Origin of the sequence: Microbacterium sp. Ru50, assembly GCF_002920555.1 — a bacterium.
GTDB classification, from domain to species: domain Bacteria; phylum Actinomycetota; class Actinomycetes; order Actinomycetales; family Microbacteriaceae; genus Microbacterium; species Microbacterium arborescens.
In genome coordinates, this window is record NZ_PQSV01000002.1 from 194,642 (window position 1) to 212,493 (window position 17,852).

17 protein-coding genes and 1 tRNA gene are annotated in these 17,852 nt (G+C 70.2%); 10 read left to right on the forward strand and 8 right to left on the reverse strand.

The window, feature by feature from the left end; all coding sequences use genetic code 11:
* Positions 1-7: 7 nt before the first annotated feature.
* Positions 8-1,972 carry an acetate--CoA ligase gene (gene acs, locus C3481_RS10930; protein ID WP_103842303.1) on the reverse strand — a complete coding sequence of 655 codons (1,965 nt, stop codon included), beginning with the start codon at positions 1,970-1,972 and terminating at the stop codon, positions 8-10.
* A gap of 415 nt (positions 1,973-2,387) precedes the next feature.
* Here acs and C3481_RS10935 point away from each other — a divergent pair, with 415 nt between their 5' ends.
* From C3481_RS10935 to C3481_RS10975, 9 genes are all read left to right on the forward strand, one after another.
* Positions 2,388-3,410 carry a TadA family conjugal transfer-associated ATPase gene (locus tag C3481_RS10935; RefSeq protein WP_103842305.1) on the forward strand — a complete coding sequence of 341 codons (1,023 nt, stop codon included), beginning with the start codon at positions 2,388-2,390 and terminating at the stop codon, positions 3,408-3,410.
* Complete coding sequence (locus C3481_RS10940; RefSeq protein WP_103842307.1) at positions 3,407-4,306, forward strand: type II secretion system F family protein; 900 nt, start codon at positions 3,407-3,409, stop codon at positions 4,304-4,306. The genes C3481_RS10935 and C3481_RS10940 overlap by 4 nt, the downstream gene beginning before the upstream one ends.
* 96 nt (positions 4,307-4,402) lie before the next feature.
* The gene (locus C3481_RS10945; protein WP_023955032.1) at positions 4,403-4,603 is read left to right on the forward strand and encodes a DUF4244 domain-containing protein; all 201 of its coding nucleotides are present in this window, start codon (positions 4,403-4,405) and stop codon (positions 4,601-4,603) included.
* The gene (locus C3481_RS10950) at positions 4,600-4,938 is read left to right on the forward strand and encodes a TadE family type IV pilus minor pilin (protein ID WP_103842310.1); all 339 of its coding nucleotides are present in this window, start codon (positions 4,600-4,602) and stop codon (positions 4,936-4,938) included. Before C3481_RS10945 ends, C3481_RS10950 begins: the two co-directional genes overlap by 4 nt.
* The gene (locus C3481_RS10955) at positions 4,938-5,255 is read left to right on the forward strand and encodes a helicase (protein WP_103842312.1); all 318 of its coding nucleotides are present in this window, start codon (positions 4,938-4,940) and stop codon (positions 5,253-5,255) included. Before C3481_RS10950 ends, C3481_RS10955 begins: the two co-directional genes overlap by 1 nt.
* 350 nt (positions 5,256-5,605) lie before the next feature.
* Complete coding sequence (gene topA, locus C3481_RS10960; RefSeq protein WP_103842314.1) at positions 5,606-8,311, forward strand: type I DNA topoisomerase; 2,706 nt, start codon at positions 5,606-5,608, stop codon at positions 8,309-8,311.
* Positions 8,308-8,946 carry a dTMP kinase gene (tmk, locus tag C3481_RS10965; protein ID WP_064955050.1) on the forward strand — a complete coding sequence of 213 codons (639 nt, stop codon included), beginning with the start codon at positions 8,308-8,310 and terminating at the stop codon, positions 8,944-8,946. Before topA ends, tmk begins: the two co-directional genes overlap by 4 nt.
* 76 nt (positions 8,947-9,022) lie before the next feature.
* A complete protein-coding gene (locus tag C3481_RS10970; RefSeq protein WP_103842316.1) occupies positions 9,023-10,177 on the forward strand; it encodes a DNA polymerase III subunit delta' in 1,155 nt (384 codons plus the stop codon).
* Positions 10,174-11,727 (forward strand): alpha/beta hydrolase, encoded by a 1,554-nt coding sequence (locus tag C3481_RS10975; protein WP_103842318.1) that lies wholly within the window; start codon positions 10,174-10,176, stop codon positions 11,725-11,727. The genes C3481_RS10970 and C3481_RS10975 overlap by 4 nt, the downstream gene beginning before the upstream one ends.
* 88 nt (positions 11,728-11,815) lie before the next feature.
* Here the strand turns inward: C3481_RS10975 and C3481_RS10980 are convergent, their stop codons facing one another.
* From C3481_RS10980 to C3481_RS11000, 5 genes are all read right to left on the reverse strand, one after another.
* Complete coding sequence (locus C3481_RS10980) at positions 11,816-12,352, reverse strand: hypothetical protein (RefSeq protein ID WP_146053643.1); 537 nt, start codon at positions 12,350-12,352, stop codon at positions 11,816-11,818.
* Between the two features lie 81 nt (positions 12,353-12,433).
* Complete coding sequence (locus C3481_RS10985) at positions 12,434-12,622, reverse strand: nucleotidyltransferase domain-containing protein (RefSeq protein ID WP_103842322.1); 189 nt, start codon at positions 12,620-12,622, stop codon at positions 12,434-12,436.
* A gap of 146 nt (positions 12,623-12,768) precedes the next feature.
* Positions 12,769-13,428 carry a methionine ABC transporter permease gene (locus C3481_RS10990; RefSeq protein ID WP_023955016.1) on the reverse strand — a complete coding sequence of 220 codons (660 nt, stop codon included), beginning with the start codon at positions 13,426-13,428 and terminating at the stop codon, positions 12,769-12,771.
* The gene (locus C3481_RS10995) at positions 13,421-14,458 is read right to left on the reverse strand and encodes a methionine ABC transporter ATP-binding protein (RefSeq protein ID WP_023955014.1); all 1,038 of its coding nucleotides are present in this window, start codon (positions 14,456-14,458) and stop codon (positions 13,421-13,423) included. Before C3481_RS10995 ends, C3481_RS10990 begins: the two co-directional genes overlap by 8 nt.
* A gap of 68 nt (positions 14,459-14,526) precedes the next feature.
* On the reverse strand, positions 14,527-15,423 hold the full coding sequence (locus C3481_RS11000; RefSeq protein ID WP_023955012.1) for a MetQ/NlpA family ABC transporter substrate-binding protein: 897 nt from the start codon (positions 15,421-15,423) through the stop codon (positions 14,527-14,529).
* A gap of 230 nt (positions 15,424-15,653) precedes the next feature.
* Here C3481_RS11000 and C3481_RS11005 point away from each other — a divergent pair.
* Positions 15,654-15,729: transfer RNA gene (locus tag C3481_RS11005), tRNA-Thr, on the forward strand.
* Between the two features lie 68 nt (positions 15,730-15,797).
* On the opposite strand, the gene C3481_RS11010 is transcribed toward C3481_RS11005, so the two are convergent.
* Positions 15,798-16,925 carry a Gfo/Idh/MocA family protein gene (locus C3481_RS11010; protein WP_064955044.1) on the reverse strand — a complete coding sequence of 376 codons (1,128 nt, stop codon included), beginning with the start codon at positions 16,923-16,925 and terminating at the stop codon, positions 15,798-15,800.
* Positions 16,922-17,686: a sugar phosphate isomerase/epimerase gene (locus C3481_RS11015; protein ID WP_181021924.1), complete on the reverse strand. Its 765-nt coding sequence runs from the start codon at positions 17,684-17,686 to the stop codon at positions 16,922-16,924. The genes C3481_RS11010 and C3481_RS11015 overlap by 4 nt, the downstream gene beginning before the upstream one ends.
* Positions 17,687-17,852 lie beyond the last annotated feature (166 nt).

Below are 17,852 nucleotides of genomic sequence, written 5' to 3' on the forward strand. Positions count from 1 at the left end.
TCGCGGGCTACTTCAGCTGAGCGCTGATGACCGACATCACCGCAGTGTCGGCCAGCGTCGTGGTGTCGCCGACCTCACGGCCCTCGGCGACATCCCGCAGCAGACGACGCATGATCTTGCCCGAGCGGGTCTTCGGCAGCTCGCCGACGATGTAGACGTCGCGGGGCCGTGCAATGGGGCCGATCTGCTCGCCGACCCACTGCCGGAGCGACGTCGCGAGACCGTCGGGGGAGTGCGCGTCGAGGTAGCTCTGCTTGATGATGACGAAGGCTACGACGGCCTGGCCCGTGGTCTCGTCCGATGCTCCGACGACCGCGGCCTCGGCGGTCGACTCGTGCGCGACGAGCGCGGATTCGATCTCGGTCGTCGACAGGCGGTGGCCCGAGACGTTCATGACGTCGTCGACGCGGCCCATGAGCCAGATGTCGCCGTCGTCGTCGAGGCGGGCACCGTCGCCTGCGAAGTAGTAGCCCTGCTTCTGGAACTTCTCCCAGTAGGTCTCGACGAAGCGGTCAGGGTCGCCCCAGATGCCGCGCAGCATGCTCGGCCAGGGCTCGGTGATGACGAGCAGTCCGCCGTTGCCCTCGCCCACGCGGTTGCCCTCCTCGTCGACGACGTCGATCGAGATGCCGGGGAGTGCGACCTGCGCCGATCCGGGCTTCGTCTCGGTGACGCCCGGCAGCGCGGAGATCATGATGGCGCCGGTCTCCGTCTGCCACCACGTGTCGACGATCGGGGCCTTCTTGCCGCCGATGACCTTGCGGTACCACATCCACGCCTCGGGGTTGATGGGCTCGCCCACCGAACCGAGCAGGCGGATGCTCGACAGGTCGTACTGCGCCGGAACCTGGCGGCCGACCTTCATGAAGGACCGGATCGCGGTGGGGGCGGTGTAGTAGATCGTCACGCCGTACTTCTGGATGATCTCCCACGAGCGGCCCGAGTGGGGCGTGTCGGGGGTTCCCTCGTAGAGCACCTGCGTCGCGCCGTTGGCGAGCGGGCCGTACGTGACGTAGCTGTGGCCGGTGACCCAGCCGATGTCGGCGGTGCACCAGTAGACGTCCGTCTCGGCGTGCAGGTCGTGCACGACGCGGTTGGTGAACGCGGCCTGCGTCAGGTAGCCGCCCGAGGTGTGCAGGATGCCCTTCGGCTTTCCGGTCGTGCCCGAGGTGTAAAGGATGAACAGCGGGTTCTCGGCGGGGAACGCCTGCGCTTCGTGATCGGGGGAGGCTGCGGGCACGACGTCGTGCCACCACAGGTCGCGCTCGTCATTCCACTCGATGTCGTTGCCGCCGCGCCGCACGACGATGACGTGCTCGACGGTGAGCTGCGGGCCGGCGCCCCGGTCGGCCAGCGCCTGGTCGACGGCGGGCTTGAGCGGCGAGACCTTGCCCTTGCGATAGCCGCCGTCGGCGGTGACCACCAGCTTGGCGCCGGCGTCGTCGATGCGGGTACGCAGGCTGTCGGCCGAGAACCCGCCGAAGACGACGGAGTGGACGGCGCCGACGCGGGCGACGGCGAGCATCGCGGCGACGGCCTCGGGGATCATCGGCATGTAGATCGCGACACGGTCGCCCTGCTCGATCCCGAGCCCGGTCAGGACGTTGGCGAGGCGCTTCACCTCGTCGGTGAGCTCGCCGTAGGTCACGGCGCGGTCATCACCCGGCTCGCCCTCCCACAGCAGCGCCACACGGTCGCCGAGACCCGCCTCGACGTGGCGGTCGAGGCAGTTGTACGCGACATTCAGCTCACCGTCGGCGAACCACTCCGCGAACGGGGGGTTGGACCAGTCGAGCACCTGCGTGAAGGGCTTGTGCCAGTGCAGCTCCCGGGCCTGGTCGGCCCAGAAGCCCTCGCGGTCGGCTGCCGCGCGCTCGTAGAGCTCGGCGGTGCCGACGGCGGATGCGGCGAACTCCGGCGACGGCGCGAAACGCCGGGTCTCGGTCAGCAGGTGGTCGATCTGGCTGCTCATACGGCGCGCTCCTTCGCGGTCGATGGCGCCGCGCACGGCGGCGTGCGGTCAATCTAGACCGCGGCGAGATCAGGAGACTACCGCCGATAGTGGGTGGTCGTGCCGAGAGTGGCGCGGCGGTGCGGTGATTGGGTCGCAGCGGGTTCGACAGCGTAAGCTGATCCGTGGCTGCGACATCGATCGCGCCCGTGGCGGCCCGACCTACCCCCCAAGCGGCGGGACGTTGCGTGGACGGCACCCCTATCCCCCAATGTGGGGTGCCGTCCTTCTTCTTTTTCTCGGGCTGGACCGCCGCGCACAGCCGCGCGGCGGCGTTGCTCGTCGCGTCTTCTCCCCACCGGGCCACCGACGCCGATTGTCCAGCATCTGGGACCGCGGAGCGGTTGATGATCCCGACGATTCCTAGTGTCGGGGCATGTCCTCAGCATTCGTCGTCGTTCCCCGCCGAGAGTCTGGTGGGGCCGCGCGTCCGAAACCCCCTGCGGCGCTGACTCCGGCGCCGCAGCGCAAGCTTCCCGACGAAGCTGCGCTCGATCCACTGCGCGAGCATCTGATCGACCCGGCCGTCACGGACGTCTTCGTCAACGGAGAGCGCGGCGTCTTCGTCGACCGCGGGCGCGGCGCCGAGCACGTGGGCCGGTGGCGGCCCAGCGATGGCGAGGTCCGCGCTCTTGCTGTCGCGCTGATCGCCCTCGGCGGACGACATATCGACGATGCGACACCCTGTGCCGACGTGCGTTGGGCCGGCGGCATCCGGGTGCACGCCGTGCTTTCGCCGGTGGCCTGCGGGGGTTCGGTGATCTCGATCCGGCTCCCGGCGATCGAGCAGCTGAGTCTTGCCGATCTCGAGCAGCGCGGGATGTTCGACGCCGCGGTCGCGACAGACCTTCGTCGGCTCGTCGCGGACCGCACCAATCTCCTCGTCACGGGGGCCACGGGCGCCGGGAAGACGACGCTCCTCGCAGCGCTCCTGTCCGCCGCGAGCCCGACTGACCGGATCGTCACGATCGAGGATGTCGCCGAGCTGAGGCTCGATCACCCCCATCACGTGCGACTCGAAGCCCGTCAGCCGAATCTCGAGGGGGCCGGGGCGGTACCGCTGGCCCGTCTGGTGCGAGAGGCGCTGCGCATGCGACCCGATCGGCTCGTGGTGGGGGAGTGCCGCGGCGAGGAGGTTCGCGAGCTGCTCACCGCCCTGAACACGGGGCACCACGGCGGCGCCGGCACCGTGCATGCCAGCGGTCTCGCCGACGTGCCGGCGCGGCTCGAGGCGCTGGGTGCGCTGGCGGGCCTCGACGATCACGGCGTCGCCCGCCAGGTGGTGAGCGCGATCGGCGCGATCGTCCATGTCGGGAACGTCGAGGGCGTTCGCCGGGTCGAGGGAATCGCCCGCCCGGTCCTGCGAGACGGGCGCCTCGGGATCGAGGAGCCGGAATGAGATCCCCGTGGCACTCGCGCCGTCCTCCGGTCGAGACGGATGCCGCGGCAGCGGAGGCGGCGCCCGTCCTGCACCGTCTCGCCGTGCTGCTCGAAGCCGGGATCGCACCCGATGCGGCTTGGGAGCACCTGGCCGCCTCGGGAGACTCCGCATCCCGGCGGGTGCACGAACGACGACGGGCGGGTGAGCCCCTCACCGACGCCATCGCTGCGGAACCCGGCGCGTGGCGCGAGGTCGCGGCGGCCTGGCATGTCGCGACGACCGTGGGCGCTCCGCTGGCGCGCACGCTGCGCGGGATGGCCGAGGCTCTGCGTGACGCCCAACAGGCTCGCGATGACATCCGTGTCGCGCTCGCCGAACCCACGGCGACGGCCCGGCTTGTCGGGTGGCTCCCGCTCGTCGCCGTGGCGCTCGCACTGCTGCTCGGTTTCGACGTGCTCGCCACCCTGCGGCATCCCGTGGGTGCGGCATGCCTCGTCGTCGGGGCGCTGCTGATGGTGGGAGCGCAGGTGTGGACGCGTCGGCTCGTAGCGCGCGCCCGATCGGTCGACGGTGTTCCCGGTATGTCGGCCGAACTGCTTGCGATCGCCCTGTCGAGCGGCGTCTCGATCGGCCGGGCGGAGGAGGTGCTGGCCTCCGTCGACGTCGCGGCTGCGGCTGCAGACCGCGAGGTGCTCGACCTCTCGACATCCGCAGGGGTGCCCGCAGTGGACCTTCTGCGCGCCACCGCGGAGCTCGAGCGCCATCGCGCCCGGATCGAGGGGCGGATGCGTGCGGCGCAGCTGACATCGCGGCTTCTGCTGCCGCTCGGGGTCTGCACCCTGCCCGCGTTCCTCCTGATCGGCGTCGCACCGATGCTCCTCAGCGCGATGACGAGCGCCTCGGTGACGCTGTGACGCGGCCACCCCTGCGCGAGCTCGATCGCGTCCGACCAGACCCAGACCGTGCCCACCGTGCCCGATCCGAACACGCATCCACAGAACGGAGCAGACATGAACCGATCCTTTCCTCGATTGACGCGGGCGCGCGCCGCGAAGCTGTTCGCCGACGAGTCCGGCGCCGCGACGGCGGAATACGCCATCGCGACGATGGCCGCCGTGGCCTTCGCCGGTTTGCTGGTGGTGATCATGCGCAGCGACGAGGTGCGCGGCATCCTCACCGATCTCGTACGACGGGCGTTGACCGTCGAATGAGTTTCCGCCGTGACGATCGCGGCTCGGCCGCCGCCGAGTTCGCGGTCGTCGTGCCGGCGGCGATGCTTCTGTTGCTGCTCGCCGTCGCCGCGCTGGCGGCGGCGGGCACGCAGATTCGTCTCGAGCACGCGGCGGCTCAGGCGGCACGGCTCGTCGCGCGGGGCGAGGACGCCGGGAGGGCATCAGCGGTCGTGCAGACAGCGGTCGGGGGCGCGGCGCTCGAGCTCCGGTCCGACGCGGATCTCACCTGTGCGATCGTGACGGCCCATCACGGCATCCCGTTGCCGTTGCCAGCGCTGCGGGCGGAGGCCTGCGCGCTCTCCGGAGGGCTCTGATGGCCGGCGTCGCGACGGCCATCGGTGTTCTCGCGGTGACGGCGACGGTCTCCGCGGGCTGCGTGCTGGCGGGAGTGGCGGCGATCCAGTCGGCGCGGGTGTCTGCGGCCGCCGACACCGCGGCGCTCGCGGCGGCCGATGCTGCGCTCGGGTTCGTCGGGAGAGCGCCGTGCGAGCGAGCCGGCCAGGTCGTCGCGCGCGCCGGGCTGGCGTTCGCCGCGTGCGAGGTGGACGGCGTGACCGTGACCGTCGTCGTCGCCTCGCCGGCCGGTGTGTTCACCGTTCAGGCGCGCTCTCGAGCAGGTCCGCCGGAGTGACTCAGGGGTGGCGAGCCACCCTCGCCGATTTACTACCCAGGGGCGCGGCTCAGCCGCCTCAGCCACCGAGCGTGGCCGAGTGGGACTGATCAGGAACCGCCGGCTTGCGGCGATCGTGAGGGTGCGCCCGGCACCCCGCGCGTGCGGGTCGTCCGCAATGCGTGATCGACCGCTGCACCGCGTCGCGTCGCGTCGTCGCAGACGGGCCTGTGGAGGGTGTATTCCGCGTGCGTGCGCGCGCCCGCGCGGCCCTCGCGGCCTGGCATGCCGACGGAAGGATATGGCGCGCCGTTCCCAGCGTCCTCCATCGTGTGGCGCGTGTATGGTGTGCGCTGGAGAAAGGAAGACTCGTGGCAGGCGGCAAGAAACTCGTCATCGTCGAGTCCCCGACCAAGATGAAGTCGATCCAGGGCTACCTGGGCGACGAGTACGAAGTGCTCAGCTCGGTCGGGCACATCCGGGATCTCGCTAAGAAAGAGGACATCCCGGCCGACAAGAAGCAGGCGTACGGCAAGTACTCCATCGACGTCGAGAACGGCTTCGATGCGTATTACGTGGTCAGCGATCGCAAGACCAAGACCGTTGCCGAGCTCAAGCGCGCCCTGAAGGACGCCGACGAAGTCCTGCTCGCCACCGATGAAGACCGCGAGGGCGAGGCGATCGCCTGGCACCTGCTCGAGGTGCTCAAGCCCAAGGTCCCCGTCAAGCGCATGGTCTTCCACGAGATCACCAAGGACGCCATCCGCGCGGCCGCCGACAACACCCGCGAGCTCGACCTCGCGCTCGTCAACGCGCAGGAGACCCGCCGCGTCCTCGACCGGCTCTACGGGTGGGATGTCTCGCCCGTGCTCTGGCGCAAGATCGGTTCCGGCCGCGACGGTCAGGCGCTGAGCGCCGGCCGTGTGCAGTCCGCCGCGACCCGCATGGTCGTCGAGCGTGAGCGCGAGCGGATGTCGTTCGTCTCGGCGTCGTACTGGGACATCGAGGCCCACGCGGCGAAGGACGGCGGCTCGTTCTCGACGCGCCTGGCGCGGCTCGACGGTGCTCCGCTGGCCCGCGGCACCGACTTCGACGACGCCGGCGCGCTGAAGAAGGCGGTCGTCGTCCTCAGCGAGAAGGACGCCCGCGAGCTCGCGACCGCGATCGAGAAGGCGGCCACCGCAGCCGTCACCGCGGTCGAGGCCAAGCCCGGAACCCGCAGCCCCAAGCCTCCGTTCACGACCTCCACGATGCAGCAGGAGGCCGGCCGCAAGCTCTCGATGAGCGCCAAGCACGCGATGAGCGTCGCCCAGCGTCTCTACGAGAAGGGCTACATCACCTATATGCGCACCGACTCGACCGCGCTCTCGGCGCAGGCCGTGACGGCGGCGCGCACGCAGGCGGTCGCGCTCTATGGCGACCGCGCGGTTCCCGCTAGCCCGCGCTCCTACCGCAACAACGCCAAGAACGCCCAGGAGGCCCACGAGGCGATCCGCCCCTCGGGCGAGGAGTTCCGCACGCCCGCATCCGTCGCCTCCGGTCTCGACCGCGACGAGCAGCGCCTGTACGACCTCATCTGGAAGCGCACCGTCGCCAGCCAGATGTCGGACGCGAAGTACGAGACCACGACCGTCACGCTCGAGGTCGACGCCGGCGGCAAGCGCGCAGCGTTCACGGCATCCGGCACCGTCTACACCTTCAAGGGCTTCCTCGAGGCGTACGAAGAGGGCAACGACGAGAAGCGCGGCGACAACGACCGCTCCGCAGACCAATCGCTGCCACCGGTCGCCGTGGGCGACGCACTCGCGCTGTCGGATGTCGAGCCCAAGGGGCACGCGACGAGCCCGAAGCCCCGCTACACCGAGGCGAGCCTCGTCAAGGCGCTCGAGGAGAAGGGCATCGGCCGTCCGTCGACCTTCGCGAGCATCATCGACGTCATCCTCGAGCGCGGCTACGTCACCAAGCGGGGCCAGGCGCTCGTGCCCAGCTGGCTCTCGTTCAGTGTCGTCCGGCTGCTCGAGCAGCACTTCTCCGACCTCGTCGACTACGACTTCACGGCCGCGCTCGAGGACGACCTCGACGCCATCGCACGGGGCGAGCAGGCGCGCGAGGCGTGGCTGAAGGAGTTCTACTTCGGCTCGGACAACCACGTGGGCCTGCGCAACATCGTCGAGAACCTCGGCGACATCGACGCCCGCGAGCTGAACGCGACGCCCATCGGCGACGTCGCGACGCTGCGGTTCGGCAAATACGGCCCGTACCTCGACGTTCCGGTCGGCGACGGCGAGACGCGCATCGTCAACGTGCCCGACGACCTCGCGCCCGACGAGCTGACGCCCGAGAAGGCGCAGGAACTCATCGACGCTCCTGTCGCCGGCGACCGCGTTCTCGGCGAGAACCCCGAGAACGGCAAGCTCATCGTCGTCAAGGACGGACGCTTCGGCCCCTACGTGCAGGAGCTCGAGCCCGAGCCCGAGGAGACCGTCGACGAGGCGACCGGCGAGGTCGCCCCCGCCAAGAAGAAGACGACCAAGAAGAAGGAAGCGGCTCCCAAGCCGCGCACCGCGTCGCTGTTCAAGTCGATGAGCGTCGACACGGTCGACCTCGAGCAGGCGCTCAAGCTGCTGTCGCTTCCCCGCGTCGTGGGCGTCGACCCCGAGTCGGGCAACGAGATCACGGCCCAGAACGGCCGCTACGGTCCGTACCTGAAGAAGGGCACCGACTCGCGCACCCTCGCGAGCGAGCAGCAGCTGTTCGACATCACGCTCGAGGAGGCCCTCGCCGTCTACGCGCAGCCCAAGTACGGGGCTCGCGCCGCATCGAGCGCGCTCAAGGAGTTCGAGGCCGACCCCACCAGCGGCAAGCCGATCAAGCTGAAGGACGGCCGCTTCGGTCCCTATGTCACCGACGGTGAGACCAACGCGACGATCCCGCGCGGTGAGAACGCCGAAGAGATCACGTTCGAACGCGCCGTTCAGCTGCTCGCCGACAAGCGCGCCAAGGGCCCCGCGCCCAAGCGCAAGACGGCGGCACGCAAGACCACGACGACGCGCAAGCCCGCGGCAAAGAAGAAGTGACCGGCACCGCGGACCGCGGGCTCTGGATCACCCTCGAGGGCGGCGACGGGTCGGGGAAGACGACGCAGGCGACCGCCCTCGAGGCCTGGCTCCGCGAGAGCGGCCGAGAGGTCGTGCGCACGCGCGAGCCGGGCGGCAGCGACGTGGGCGTGCTCATCCGTGACATCGTTCTGCACCACCGTGGCGATATCGCTCCGCGTGCCGAGGCCCTGCTGTACGCCGCCGACCGCGCTCACCACGTCGCGACCGTGGTCCGTCCGGCCCTCGAGCGCGGCGCCGTCGTCGTGCAGGACAGGTACCTCGACTCATCCGTCGCCTATCAGGGCGCCGGACGCGTGCTGGACGCCGGCGAGGTGCGCGACCTGTCGCTGTGGGCCACCGACGGCGCGCTGCCCGACATCACCGTGCTGCTCGACCTCGACCCCGCCGCGGCTCGGGCACGGCTCGACGCCGACGACAAACCGTTCGATCGGCTCGAGGCCGAGAAGGCCGACTTCCACGAGCGCGTCCGCACCGCTTTCCTCGGGCTCGCCGCCGCAGAGCCCGAGCGGTTCCTCGTGCTCGACGCGTCCCGTCCGCCCGTCGACCTGTCCGTCGAGATCCGGGCGCGGGTCGAGCGTTCGTTGCGCGGCTGAGCTGCGTCGCCGCCGGTCCACTCGGCCGTGCGCCCGCGGGGTAACCGAGGTCGGAGGCTCCCCGTAGGCTGGACCCATGACCGCCTCCGCTCCGCTCGCACCACCGTGGGGCGAGGTCTGGGGTCAGGACTCGGCCGTCGCAGCGCTGCAGGCCGCGGCCTCCGATCCCGCGCAGCTCGCGCACGCCTGGCTCATCACGGGCCCGCCCGGCTCGGGGCGCTCGACGCTCGCGCACGCCTTCGCGGCCGCTCTGATCGCCGAGCCCGGTGACGAGGCCGCGATGCGGCAGGTGCTCGCCGGCACGCATCCCGATCTCACGGCGCTCCGCACCGAGGGCGTCGTCATCTCCATCCGCGATGCTCGGGCCCTCGTCGAACGGTCGTACTTCTCGCCCTCACTGGGGCGGTACCGCGTCATCGTCGTCGAAGACGCCGACCGGATGGTCGAGCGCACGAGCAATGTTCTGCTCAAGGCCCTCGAAGAGCCCCCGGAGCAGACGGTCTGGGTGCTGTGCGCGCCGAGCGACGCCGATCTGCTGCCGACGATCCGCTCCCGCGTGCGGACGCTGCGCCTGCGTGAGCCCGACGTGGCGGATGTCGCACGCCTCATCTCCGCGCGCACGGGGGTCGACGAGGCGGTGGCCGAGCAGTCCGCCCGTCTCGCCCAGCGCCACATCGGTATGGCCCAGCGCCTCGCGACGGATGCCGCCTCCCGTGAGCGCCGCGACGCGACGCTGCGCGCCGTGCTGGCGGTGCGCGGCGTGTCCGACGCCGTCGAGACGGCCGGCCGCATCGTGAGCGCCGCGACGGAAGATGCCAAGGCTCTGACGGCCGAACGCGACGAGTCCGAACGCGAGGCGTTGCGGCGCACGCTCGGGGTCGCTCCGGGGGCACCCGTGCCGCCCGCCGTGCGCGGTCAGCTCAGTGCGCTCGAGGACGAGCAGAAGCGTCGCGCCACACGGAGCCTGCGCGACGGCATCGACCGCGTCCTCACCGATCTCGAGTCGATGTACCGCGACACGCTGATGCTGCAGTTCGGCCGGGAGGGTGACCTGATCAATCGAGAGCTGTCGAGCGAGCTCGCTGCTCTCGCGTCGGCGTGGACGCCCGACCGCACGCTCGTCGTGCTCGACCGCATCTCGGCCACCCGCAGCGCCCTCGAAGGCAATGCGGCCCCCTTGCTCGCCCTCGAGAGCATGCTCATCACCGTCGCCAGCGGAAGGACACCGTGAAAGCTCCTCGTCGTCTGATCACCGTCGTCGCCATCGCCGCGGCCACGGTGACGGTTCTCACCGGATGCGTGTTCAAAGGAAGCCCCGATCAGGCATCGCCGGCGCCGAGCCGGACACCTGTCACCGACGGCGTCTCGGAAGACCTGATGCCGTTCTATGGTCAGGAACTCGAGTGGGAGTCCTGCAAGGGGGCCGACTCCGGCTCGTACGACTGCACGACGGTGCGCGCGCCGCGCGACTGGAACGATCCGTCCGCGGGTGAGATCGAGCTCGCGGTCGTGCGGCGGGCGGCGGGATCGGGAGACGCGCTCGGATCGCTGCTGGTCAACCCCGGCGGTCCCGGCGCGAGCGGATACGACCTCGTCGCCGACAGCGCCCGGTTCGCGGTGGGTTCCGTCCTGGCTGACGCGTACGACGTCATCGGGTTCGACCCGCGCGGCGTGGGCCGATCGAGCGCCGTGGCCTGCTTCGACGCCGCGGGCACCGACGCGTACTTCTTCGACATCCCGGCGGAGCCTCGCGGAACGCCGGAGTGGGAGGCCGAGCTGACGGCGCGCAACGAGCAGTTCGCCGCCGCGTGCGACGAGAACAGTGGCGGCATCCTGCCCTTCATCACGACCGAGTTCGCCGCGCGCGACATGGATCTGCTGCGCGCCGTGCTCGGCGACGAGAAGCTCAACTACCTCGGCTACTCCTATGGGACCTTCCTCGGCGCGACCTACGCCAAGCTCTATCCCGAGAACGTCGGCCGGCTCGTGCTCGACGGCGCGATCGACCCCAGCGTGTCGTCGCTCGATGTCAGCGCCACCCAGGCGGTCGGCTTCGAGTCGGCGCTGCGCGCGTTCATGGCTGCCTGCCTCGAAGAGGAGGACTGCCCGTTCCGCGGATCCGTCGACGACGCGATGACCGACCTCGGGACGCTGCTCGCGAGCGTCGATGCGTCGCCGCTGCCGGCATCCGATGGCCGGCGCCTCGGCGCGGACTCGCTCATGACCGCGATCATCGCCGCGCTGTACTCGCAGGACAACTGGCCGATCCTGAGGCAGGCTCTCTCGCAGACGCTGGCGGGCGACCCGCAGACGGCGTTCCTACTCGCCGACTTCTACTACGCGCGCACGCCCGACGGGCAGTACTCGGACAACTCGTCCGAGGCGTTCCGCGCGTACAACTGCATGGACTACCCGGTCGAGAACGACCCCGAAGCCGAGGCCGCGTCGAAGGCCCGCCTCGCGGTGGAAGCGCCGACGGTCGCGCCGTACTGGGAGGGCGTCGACGCGTGCGCCGTCTGGCCCTATCCGCCGACCGGTACCCGTGGCGAGATCACGGCTGACGGCGCCGCGCCGATCGTCGTGGTGGGCACGACCAACGATCCCGCCACGCCATACGAATGGTCCGAGTCGCTCGCCGATCAGCTTGCCTCGGGTGTGCTCGTCACGCGAGAGGGTGAGGGGCACACGGGGTTCCAGAAGGGCAACTCGTGCGTGGACGACGCAGTCGAGGCCTTCTTCATCGACGACACGGTGCCCGAGGACGGCCTCGTCTGCCGCTAGGCCCCTGCCCGTCTGCCTCCCGCGCGAAGTCCCACTTGGGCCGGGAACGCTGAGGCCATACCCGGCCCAAGTGGGACCTCGGCGGCGCTCAGGACGGGCGAGGCAGGGCGCGCAGCAGGTCGGTCGCTGTCCGAGCGCCCTCGGGTGACGCGTCGACCGCGCTGAGGGCCGCGGCGACCTGGACATCGAAGTCCGCGGGCGCGGATGGGAGGCGCGTCACGCCGCGGACGATGCCCTTCTCGTTGATGGCCCAGGTTCTGGCCTGGGCATGCCAGGCGTACGCCAGCCGCACTGCTGCATTGCTGAGGCAGAGGCCGACGTAGGCGGTGTCGCCGCGATCGGTGACTTTGGCCGCGGCATCGACGAGGAAGTCCACCTGCCACAGGTCGTCGAGGAATGCCCGCCGCAGGGGCTCGGGGTACGGCGAGAGAGCGTCGGCGTGGTCGCGCAGGAAACCTGCGCCGTCGACGAGGGGCTTCGCGAGCGCGACCTCGCCGGCGTACGCGACATCCAGGAACCCGAGCGGATGTCCCGGCTGCGGGTGGAAGGCGAATTCGCCCCGACGAGCCCTCTCGACCTGAGCTCGAACGCGGTCCACGTCGCGGATGATGACGTCGGCGGGCATGCCGGCGATCGTCGCCCACGCGCCACTGTCCACCCACGGGCCCCAGCTTCCGGCTGGTCCGATTCTGACCGAGGTCGTTGCTCAGCGAGACACCGCCGCCGAGAGAGCATCGCGGTCGATTGTTCGCCCGTCGACGTACACACCCAGGTCGACGTCCGAGTCGGGGGAGTGCGTCCCGCGCGCTCGACTGCCCCCCAGCGCCACCGCGATGACACCGGGAGTCGCCGCGAGATCGCGCGCGATCCGCACCAGATCGCCGTCCGAGAGCATGCCGCCAGGCTAGCCCCCCTGCGAGGTCCCAGTTCGGCCGGGAACGGTGCCGTCATACCCGGCCGAACTGGGACCTCGCAGGGCACGGGCCCGGCCCAAGTGGGACCTCGACCGCGGGCGTCGAGACCCCTCGACGCGGCGGGCCGTCAGCGCCGCAGGATGCGGCGCGCGAGGGCGTTGCCGAGGAACTGCACCCCCTGCACGAGCAGGATGATGATGATCACGGCGGCCCAGGTGACCCAGGGGTTGAACTGGCGGAAGCCGTTCACGAGCGCGAACTGGCCGAGGCCACCCGCGGCGATCGCGCCCGCGACGGCGGTCATGTCGACGAGAGCGACCACGATGAAGGTGTAACCGAGCACGAGCGGGCCGAGCGACTCGCGCGGGACCAGCCGGAACAGGATGCGCGAGCGGCTCGCGCCGGCGGCGCGGGCGGCCTCGATCACGCCGGGGCGCACCGTCAGCAGGTTCTGCTCGACGATGCGTCCGATGGCGAACATGGATGCGATCGAGATCGCGAAGACGGCGAACTCGATGCCGATGCCGCGGATGCTGAACGCGCGAGCGAGGGGCTGGACCGCGGCCATGAAGATGATGAACGGGATCGGCCGGAACGTGTTGACGATCACGTTGACGATGCCGAACACGACACGGTTGGGGAACAGGCTGCCGGCCCGCGTGGCGTACAGCGCGAGGCCGATCAAGAAGCCCGCGATGCCGCCGAACAGCAGGCTCAGCGTGATCATGTAGAGCGTCTCGGCCGTCGCCGGCCACAGGTCGGGCAGCAGCTCGATGAGCCTATCCACGGGAGTCCTCCTCGATGAGCGGTGCGTGGGCGGATGCCGCGGCCACGGCGCGATCGACGGCATCCGTCTCTCCCGACAGAGCGAGCGTCAGATGCCCGAAGACGCGCCCACGGATGTCGTTGATGCCGCCGTGGATGAGCTCGAACCGCACCCCATGGGACGACAGCGCCGCGAAGACGTCTGCCTGCGGCGACTCGCCCTCGCGGATGGTGAAGGTGACGATGCGGCCGGGATGCCGCGCGCGCAGCGCCGCGAGCTTCTCGCCGGTGGGCGCCTCGTCGATGATGCTGGCCACGAACCGGCGAGTCGCGGCATGCGACGGTGCCGAGAGCACGTCGAAGACGTCGCCGCTCTCGATGACGCGTCCGTGCTCCATGACGACGACACGGTCGGCGATCGCACGGACGACCTCCATCTCGTGGGTGATGACGAGGATCGTCACGCCGAGCTCGGTGTTGATGCGCTTGAGGAGGGCGAGCACCTCCTGCGTCGTGTCGGGGTCGAGCGCGCTGGTGGCCTCGTCGGCCAGCAGGATGCGGGGACTCGTGGCGAGCGCTCGAGCGATGCCGACGCGCTGCCGCTGTCCGCCCGACAGCTGCTCGGGGTAGTTCTTGGCCTTGCCCGACAGCCCGACGAACTCCAGCAGTTCGGCGACGCGCTGCTTGACCTCGGTGCGTGAGCGTCCGGCGACCTCGAGGGGATACGCGACGTTGCCGGCGACGTTGCGCGAGTCGAACAGGTTGAACTGCTGGAAGATCATGCCGATGTCGCCGCGGAGGGCACGCAGCTCGCGCTCGCGGAGCGCGGTGATGTCGCGGCCATCGATCTCGACGCTGCCGCTCGTGGGCGTCTCCAGAGCGTTGACCAACCGGAGGACCGTGCTCTTCCCCGCGCCGGAGTACCCGACGATGCCGCATACGGATCCGGCCTCGATCTCGAGGTCGACGTCATCGACCGCGACGACCGGGTCACCGCCCTTCGTGGACGGGGGGAAGCGCTTGGTCACGCCGGACAGGCGGATGAGGGTCATGCGGGGGCTCCTCGAACGGGACATGCGTGTGCGGCCCGTCCGGTGGGGCGGGCCGCACACGCATGATGTCACTGGTTGGCGCGGATGTCGTCCTCGACCTGCTTCAGGGCGGAGGCGAGCTCGTCCTTCGGCGTCTTCACGAGCACGGCCGAGCCGCCGGACGCCTCCTGCAGTCCGTCGGTGACCGCCTGGGTGTCCTGGAAGATCTCGACGAGCTTCTGGTAGGTCGGGTTGTCGGCATCCTCGGCCTTGGCGGCGAAGATGTTGATGTACGGCTGCGCGCTCGGGTCGCTGGGGTCGTCGGTCGCGAGCGCGTCGTCGAACTTCAGTCCGGCATCCTCGACGAAGTCGTTGTTGATGATCGCGGCGGCGACATCGGGCAGCGATGTCGCGGTCAGGGCGGCGTCGAGCGCCTCGACCTTGACCTTCGAGCCGGGCTCGACGTCCGCCGTCGTGGAGAACACGGTGCCGCCGTCCTTGAGCTCGATGAGGCCCTGCGCCTGCAGCACGAGCAGGCCGCGGGCCTGGTTGCTCTCGTCGTTGGGGACGGCGACGGTGGCGCCTTCGGGGATGTCGTCGACCGAGTCGTACTGCGTCGAGTACAGGCCCAGCGGGTAGGTCGCGGTCGAGCCGACGGCTACGAGGTCGTCGCCGGCGTTCACGTTGTAGGTCGCGAGGTAGATGATGTGCTGGAACTGGTTGAGGTCCAGCTCGCCCGCCGAGAGCGCGGGGTTGGGCTGGGTGTACTCGGTGAAGTCGACGATGTCGACCTCGATGCCCTCGTCGGCCGCGGCCTCCTTGTAGGTCTCCCAGTAGGGGTCGCCCGCGCCGACGACGCCGATGCGCACCGGGCCGTCCTGTGCGGCGTCACCGGCGTCGCCGGAGCCGGCGTCCGACGCGCAGGCGCCGAGCAGCAGGGTCAGGGGGAGGGCCAGGGCGGCCGCGGTCAGAAGTCGCTTGGACATGAGTGGTGCTCCTCGGATCGGGCACCGCGGGACGGTGACCCGCCCGTGCGCGACCGGGGTCGCGCTCGCCTCATCGCGGTGCCCTCCGAAGGTAAGCGCCACGGGTGGACGGGGAGTAATCGTCGCGTAACACGGCGTCTCCCGATATAAGGGCGTCGGCCGCGCCGCCGGTTCGCGACGGGGTCTCCGAGCATGTAACATTGCTGATCGTGCATCGCACAGCGACGCGCGCCGCCTTAGCTCAGACGGCAGAGCGATTCACTCGTAATGAATAGGTCAAGGGTTCGATTCCCTTAGGCGGCTCCACAACGAAAGGCCCGGACTCCGAAGAGTCCGGGCCTTTCGCGTACCCGCTGTGCGGGACGCCGCGCTGCTTACAGCGTCGCGGCGAACGGGTCGAAGTCGACCGGAACGGTGGGTACGGGCGCCACGGTGCTCGCGACCTTGACGAACTCGCCCGAGGCGGCAGATTCCTGCGCCGAGAGCATGACGTCGAGCACGTGGTAGCCGAGCTCGCCGGTGGCGACGTGGGGCCGGTCCTCCGCGATCGCGCGGACCATGTCGAGCAGGCCCAGGCCGCGGCCGGTGAGCTTGCCCTCCTGCTCGATCTCGATCCACTCCTGCTCGCCCCAGTTGCCGTCCGAGATCGACTTCCGCGCCTTGACGTAGGCGATGCGCCCCTCGAACTGGTTGGGGTCGGGGAGCACGATGGAGCCCTCGGTGCCGTGCACCTCGAACACGCCGTGGCGTTCGAGGGCCGAGTCGAAGCTCAGCAGGCTCGCCGCCTGCTGGCCCGCCTCGAAGGCGGTGATGACCTGCATCGTGGTGGGCACCTCGACGGGGAAGACGGTGCCCGCGTTGGGCCCGGCCTGAATGGTGCGCTCCTCGAGCTTCTTGCGTCCGACGGCGGCGACCCGGTCGACCGACCCGAACAGGCTGACGAGACCGCTGAAGTAGTACGGACCCATGTCGAGCAGCGGTCCGGCGCCCTGGGCGAACAGGAACGCGGGGCTCGGGTGCCAGAGGTCGGGACCGACGGTCTGGAACGTCGTCGACGCGAACATGGGCTCGCCGATGACGCCGCTCTGGATCGCGCGCTTCGCGGTCTGGAAGCCGGGGCCGAGGAGCGTGTCGGGTGCCGAGCCGATGCGCAGGCCGGCGGCATCCGCCTGGCGCAGGAGCTCCGCCGTGCTCTCGCGGTCGAGGCCGAGCGGCTTCTCGGTCCAGACGTGCTTGCCGGCGGCGATCGCGCGCGAGGAGATGTCGACGTGAACGGCGGGGATCGTCAGGTTGACGATGACGTCGACGTCGGGGTGCGCGAGGACGTCATCGGTCGTACCCCATTCGGCGACGCCGTGCTTCTCGGCCTGAGCCTTGGCGCGATCGACGTCGAGGTCGCCGAGGATGACGACGCGCACATCGGGGAAGGAACCCAGGTTCTCGAGGTAGGTGTCGCTGATGACACCGACGCCGACGAAACCGACTCCGACGGGCCCGGTCATGCGCTGACACCGTTCTCGCGCAGGAACGCCAGGCTGGCCGCGACGTCGGCGAAGACGTCACCGGGTGCCTTGTCGTACTCGACGACGGCGTACTTCAGAGCGGTGGCCGCGCGCAGCGACTCGGCGAGGGGCACATCGCCCGTGCCTGCGTGGCGCTGGTCGAGGCTGTCCGAGCCGAACTGCTCGGCGCCCGGAGCCCAGGGGTTGGATGCCGGCACGACGCCGTCCTTGACGTGGACGGCGATGAGCCGGTCGCCGAGGCTCGTCACGAGGGCGGGGACGTCCTGCCCGCCGGTGAGGGCCCAGAAGAGGTCGAGCTCGAGGGTGACCCGCTCGTCGAGGAGCGAGACGAAGCGCTCGTAGGCGCTCTGACCGTCGAACGACGCGACGAACTCCTGCGCGTGGTTGTGGTAGCCGACGCTCAGGCCGAATCCGGCGGCGATCTCGGCCTGCGCGTTGAGGCGCTCGGCGATGTCGGCGACGCCGTCCTCGGTGAGCCAGCGGTCGGGCGCGACGAACGGGTCGATGACCGTCTTCATCCCGATCGTGGCCGCGGCGTCGTAGACGACCTCGGGTGCGGGCGTCGGGATCGAGCCGTCGGGCGTCCAGAGCTCGTCGGTCAGCAGGGGAGCGTGACCGGTGGGGGAGGTGAGGCCGGCGGCATCCAGGGCCGCGCGGATCTCGGTCGGGCGCGAGACGAAGTCGAACGCCTCGACGTGTGCGAATCCGATCTCGGCGAGCTTCGCCAGCGAGCCGGACATGTCGGCGGAGAACTCCTTCGCAAGCGAATAGAGCTGGACGGATGCCTGGACCTGAGTCACAGTCGACCTTCTTTCGTACGTCATCGTGCGGGGTGCCTGTGGTGGCACGACGTCACGCTAACACGTAATACATCCAGGTGGAGGTTTTTTGTTACAGTCGCGGTGT

Bases quoted from the DNA above. Each gene is read 5' to 3' on its own strand.
- C3481_RS11000 (WP_023955012.1), bottom strand. From the start codon at position 15,423: ATGTCCAAGCGACTTCTGACCGCGGCCGCCCTGGCCCTCCCCCTGACC.
- C3481_RS10935 (WP_103842305.1), top strand. From the start codon at position 2,388: ATGTCCTCAGCATTCGTCGTCGTTCCCCGCCGAGAGTCTGGTGGGGCC.
- C3481_RS10980 (WP_146053643.1), bottom strand. From the start codon at position 12,352: ATGCCCGCCGACGTCATCATCCGCGACGTGGACCGCGTTCGAGCTCAG.
- C3481_RS11015 (WP_181021924.1), bottom strand. From the start codon at position 17,686: ATGTCCGGCTCGCTGGCGAAGCTCGCCGAGATCGGATTCGCACACGTC.
- C3481_RS10950 (WP_103842310.1), top strand. From the start codon at position 4,600: ATGAGTTTCCGCCGTGACGATCGCGGCTCGGCCGCCGCCGAGTTCGCG.
- C3481_RS11010 (WP_064955044.1), bottom strand. From the start codon at position 16,925: ATGACCGGGCCCGTCGGAGTCGGTTTCGTCGGCGTCGGTGTCATCAGC.
- C3481_RS10970 (WP_103842316.1), top strand. From the start codon at position 9,023: ATGACCGCCTCCGCTCCGCTCGCACCACCGTGGGGCGAGGTCTGGGGT.
- acs (WP_103842303.1), bottom strand. From the start codon at position 1,972: ATGAGCAGCCAGATCGACCACCTGCTGACCGAGACCCGGCGTTTCGCG.
- C3481_RS10955 (WP_103842312.1), top strand. From the start codon at position 4,938: ATGGCCGGCGTCGCGACGGCCATCGGTGTTCTCGCGGTGACGGCGACG.
- C3481_RS10940 (WP_103842307.1), top strand. From the start codon at position 3,407: ATGAGATCCCCGTGGCACTCGCGCCGTCCTCCGGTCGAGACGGATGCC.
- C3481_RS10945 (WP_023955032.1), top strand. From the start codon at position 4,403: ATGAACCGATCCTTTCCTCGATTGACGCGGGCGCGCGCCGCGAAGCTG.
- C3481_RS10985 (WP_103842322.1), bottom strand. From the start codon at position 12,622: ATGCTCTCGGACGGCGATCTGGTGCGGATCGCGCGCGATCTCGCGGCG.
- C3481_RS10995 (WP_023955014.1), bottom strand. From the start codon at position 14,458: ATGACCCTCATCCGCCTGTCCGGCGTGACCAAGCGCTTCCCCCCGTCC.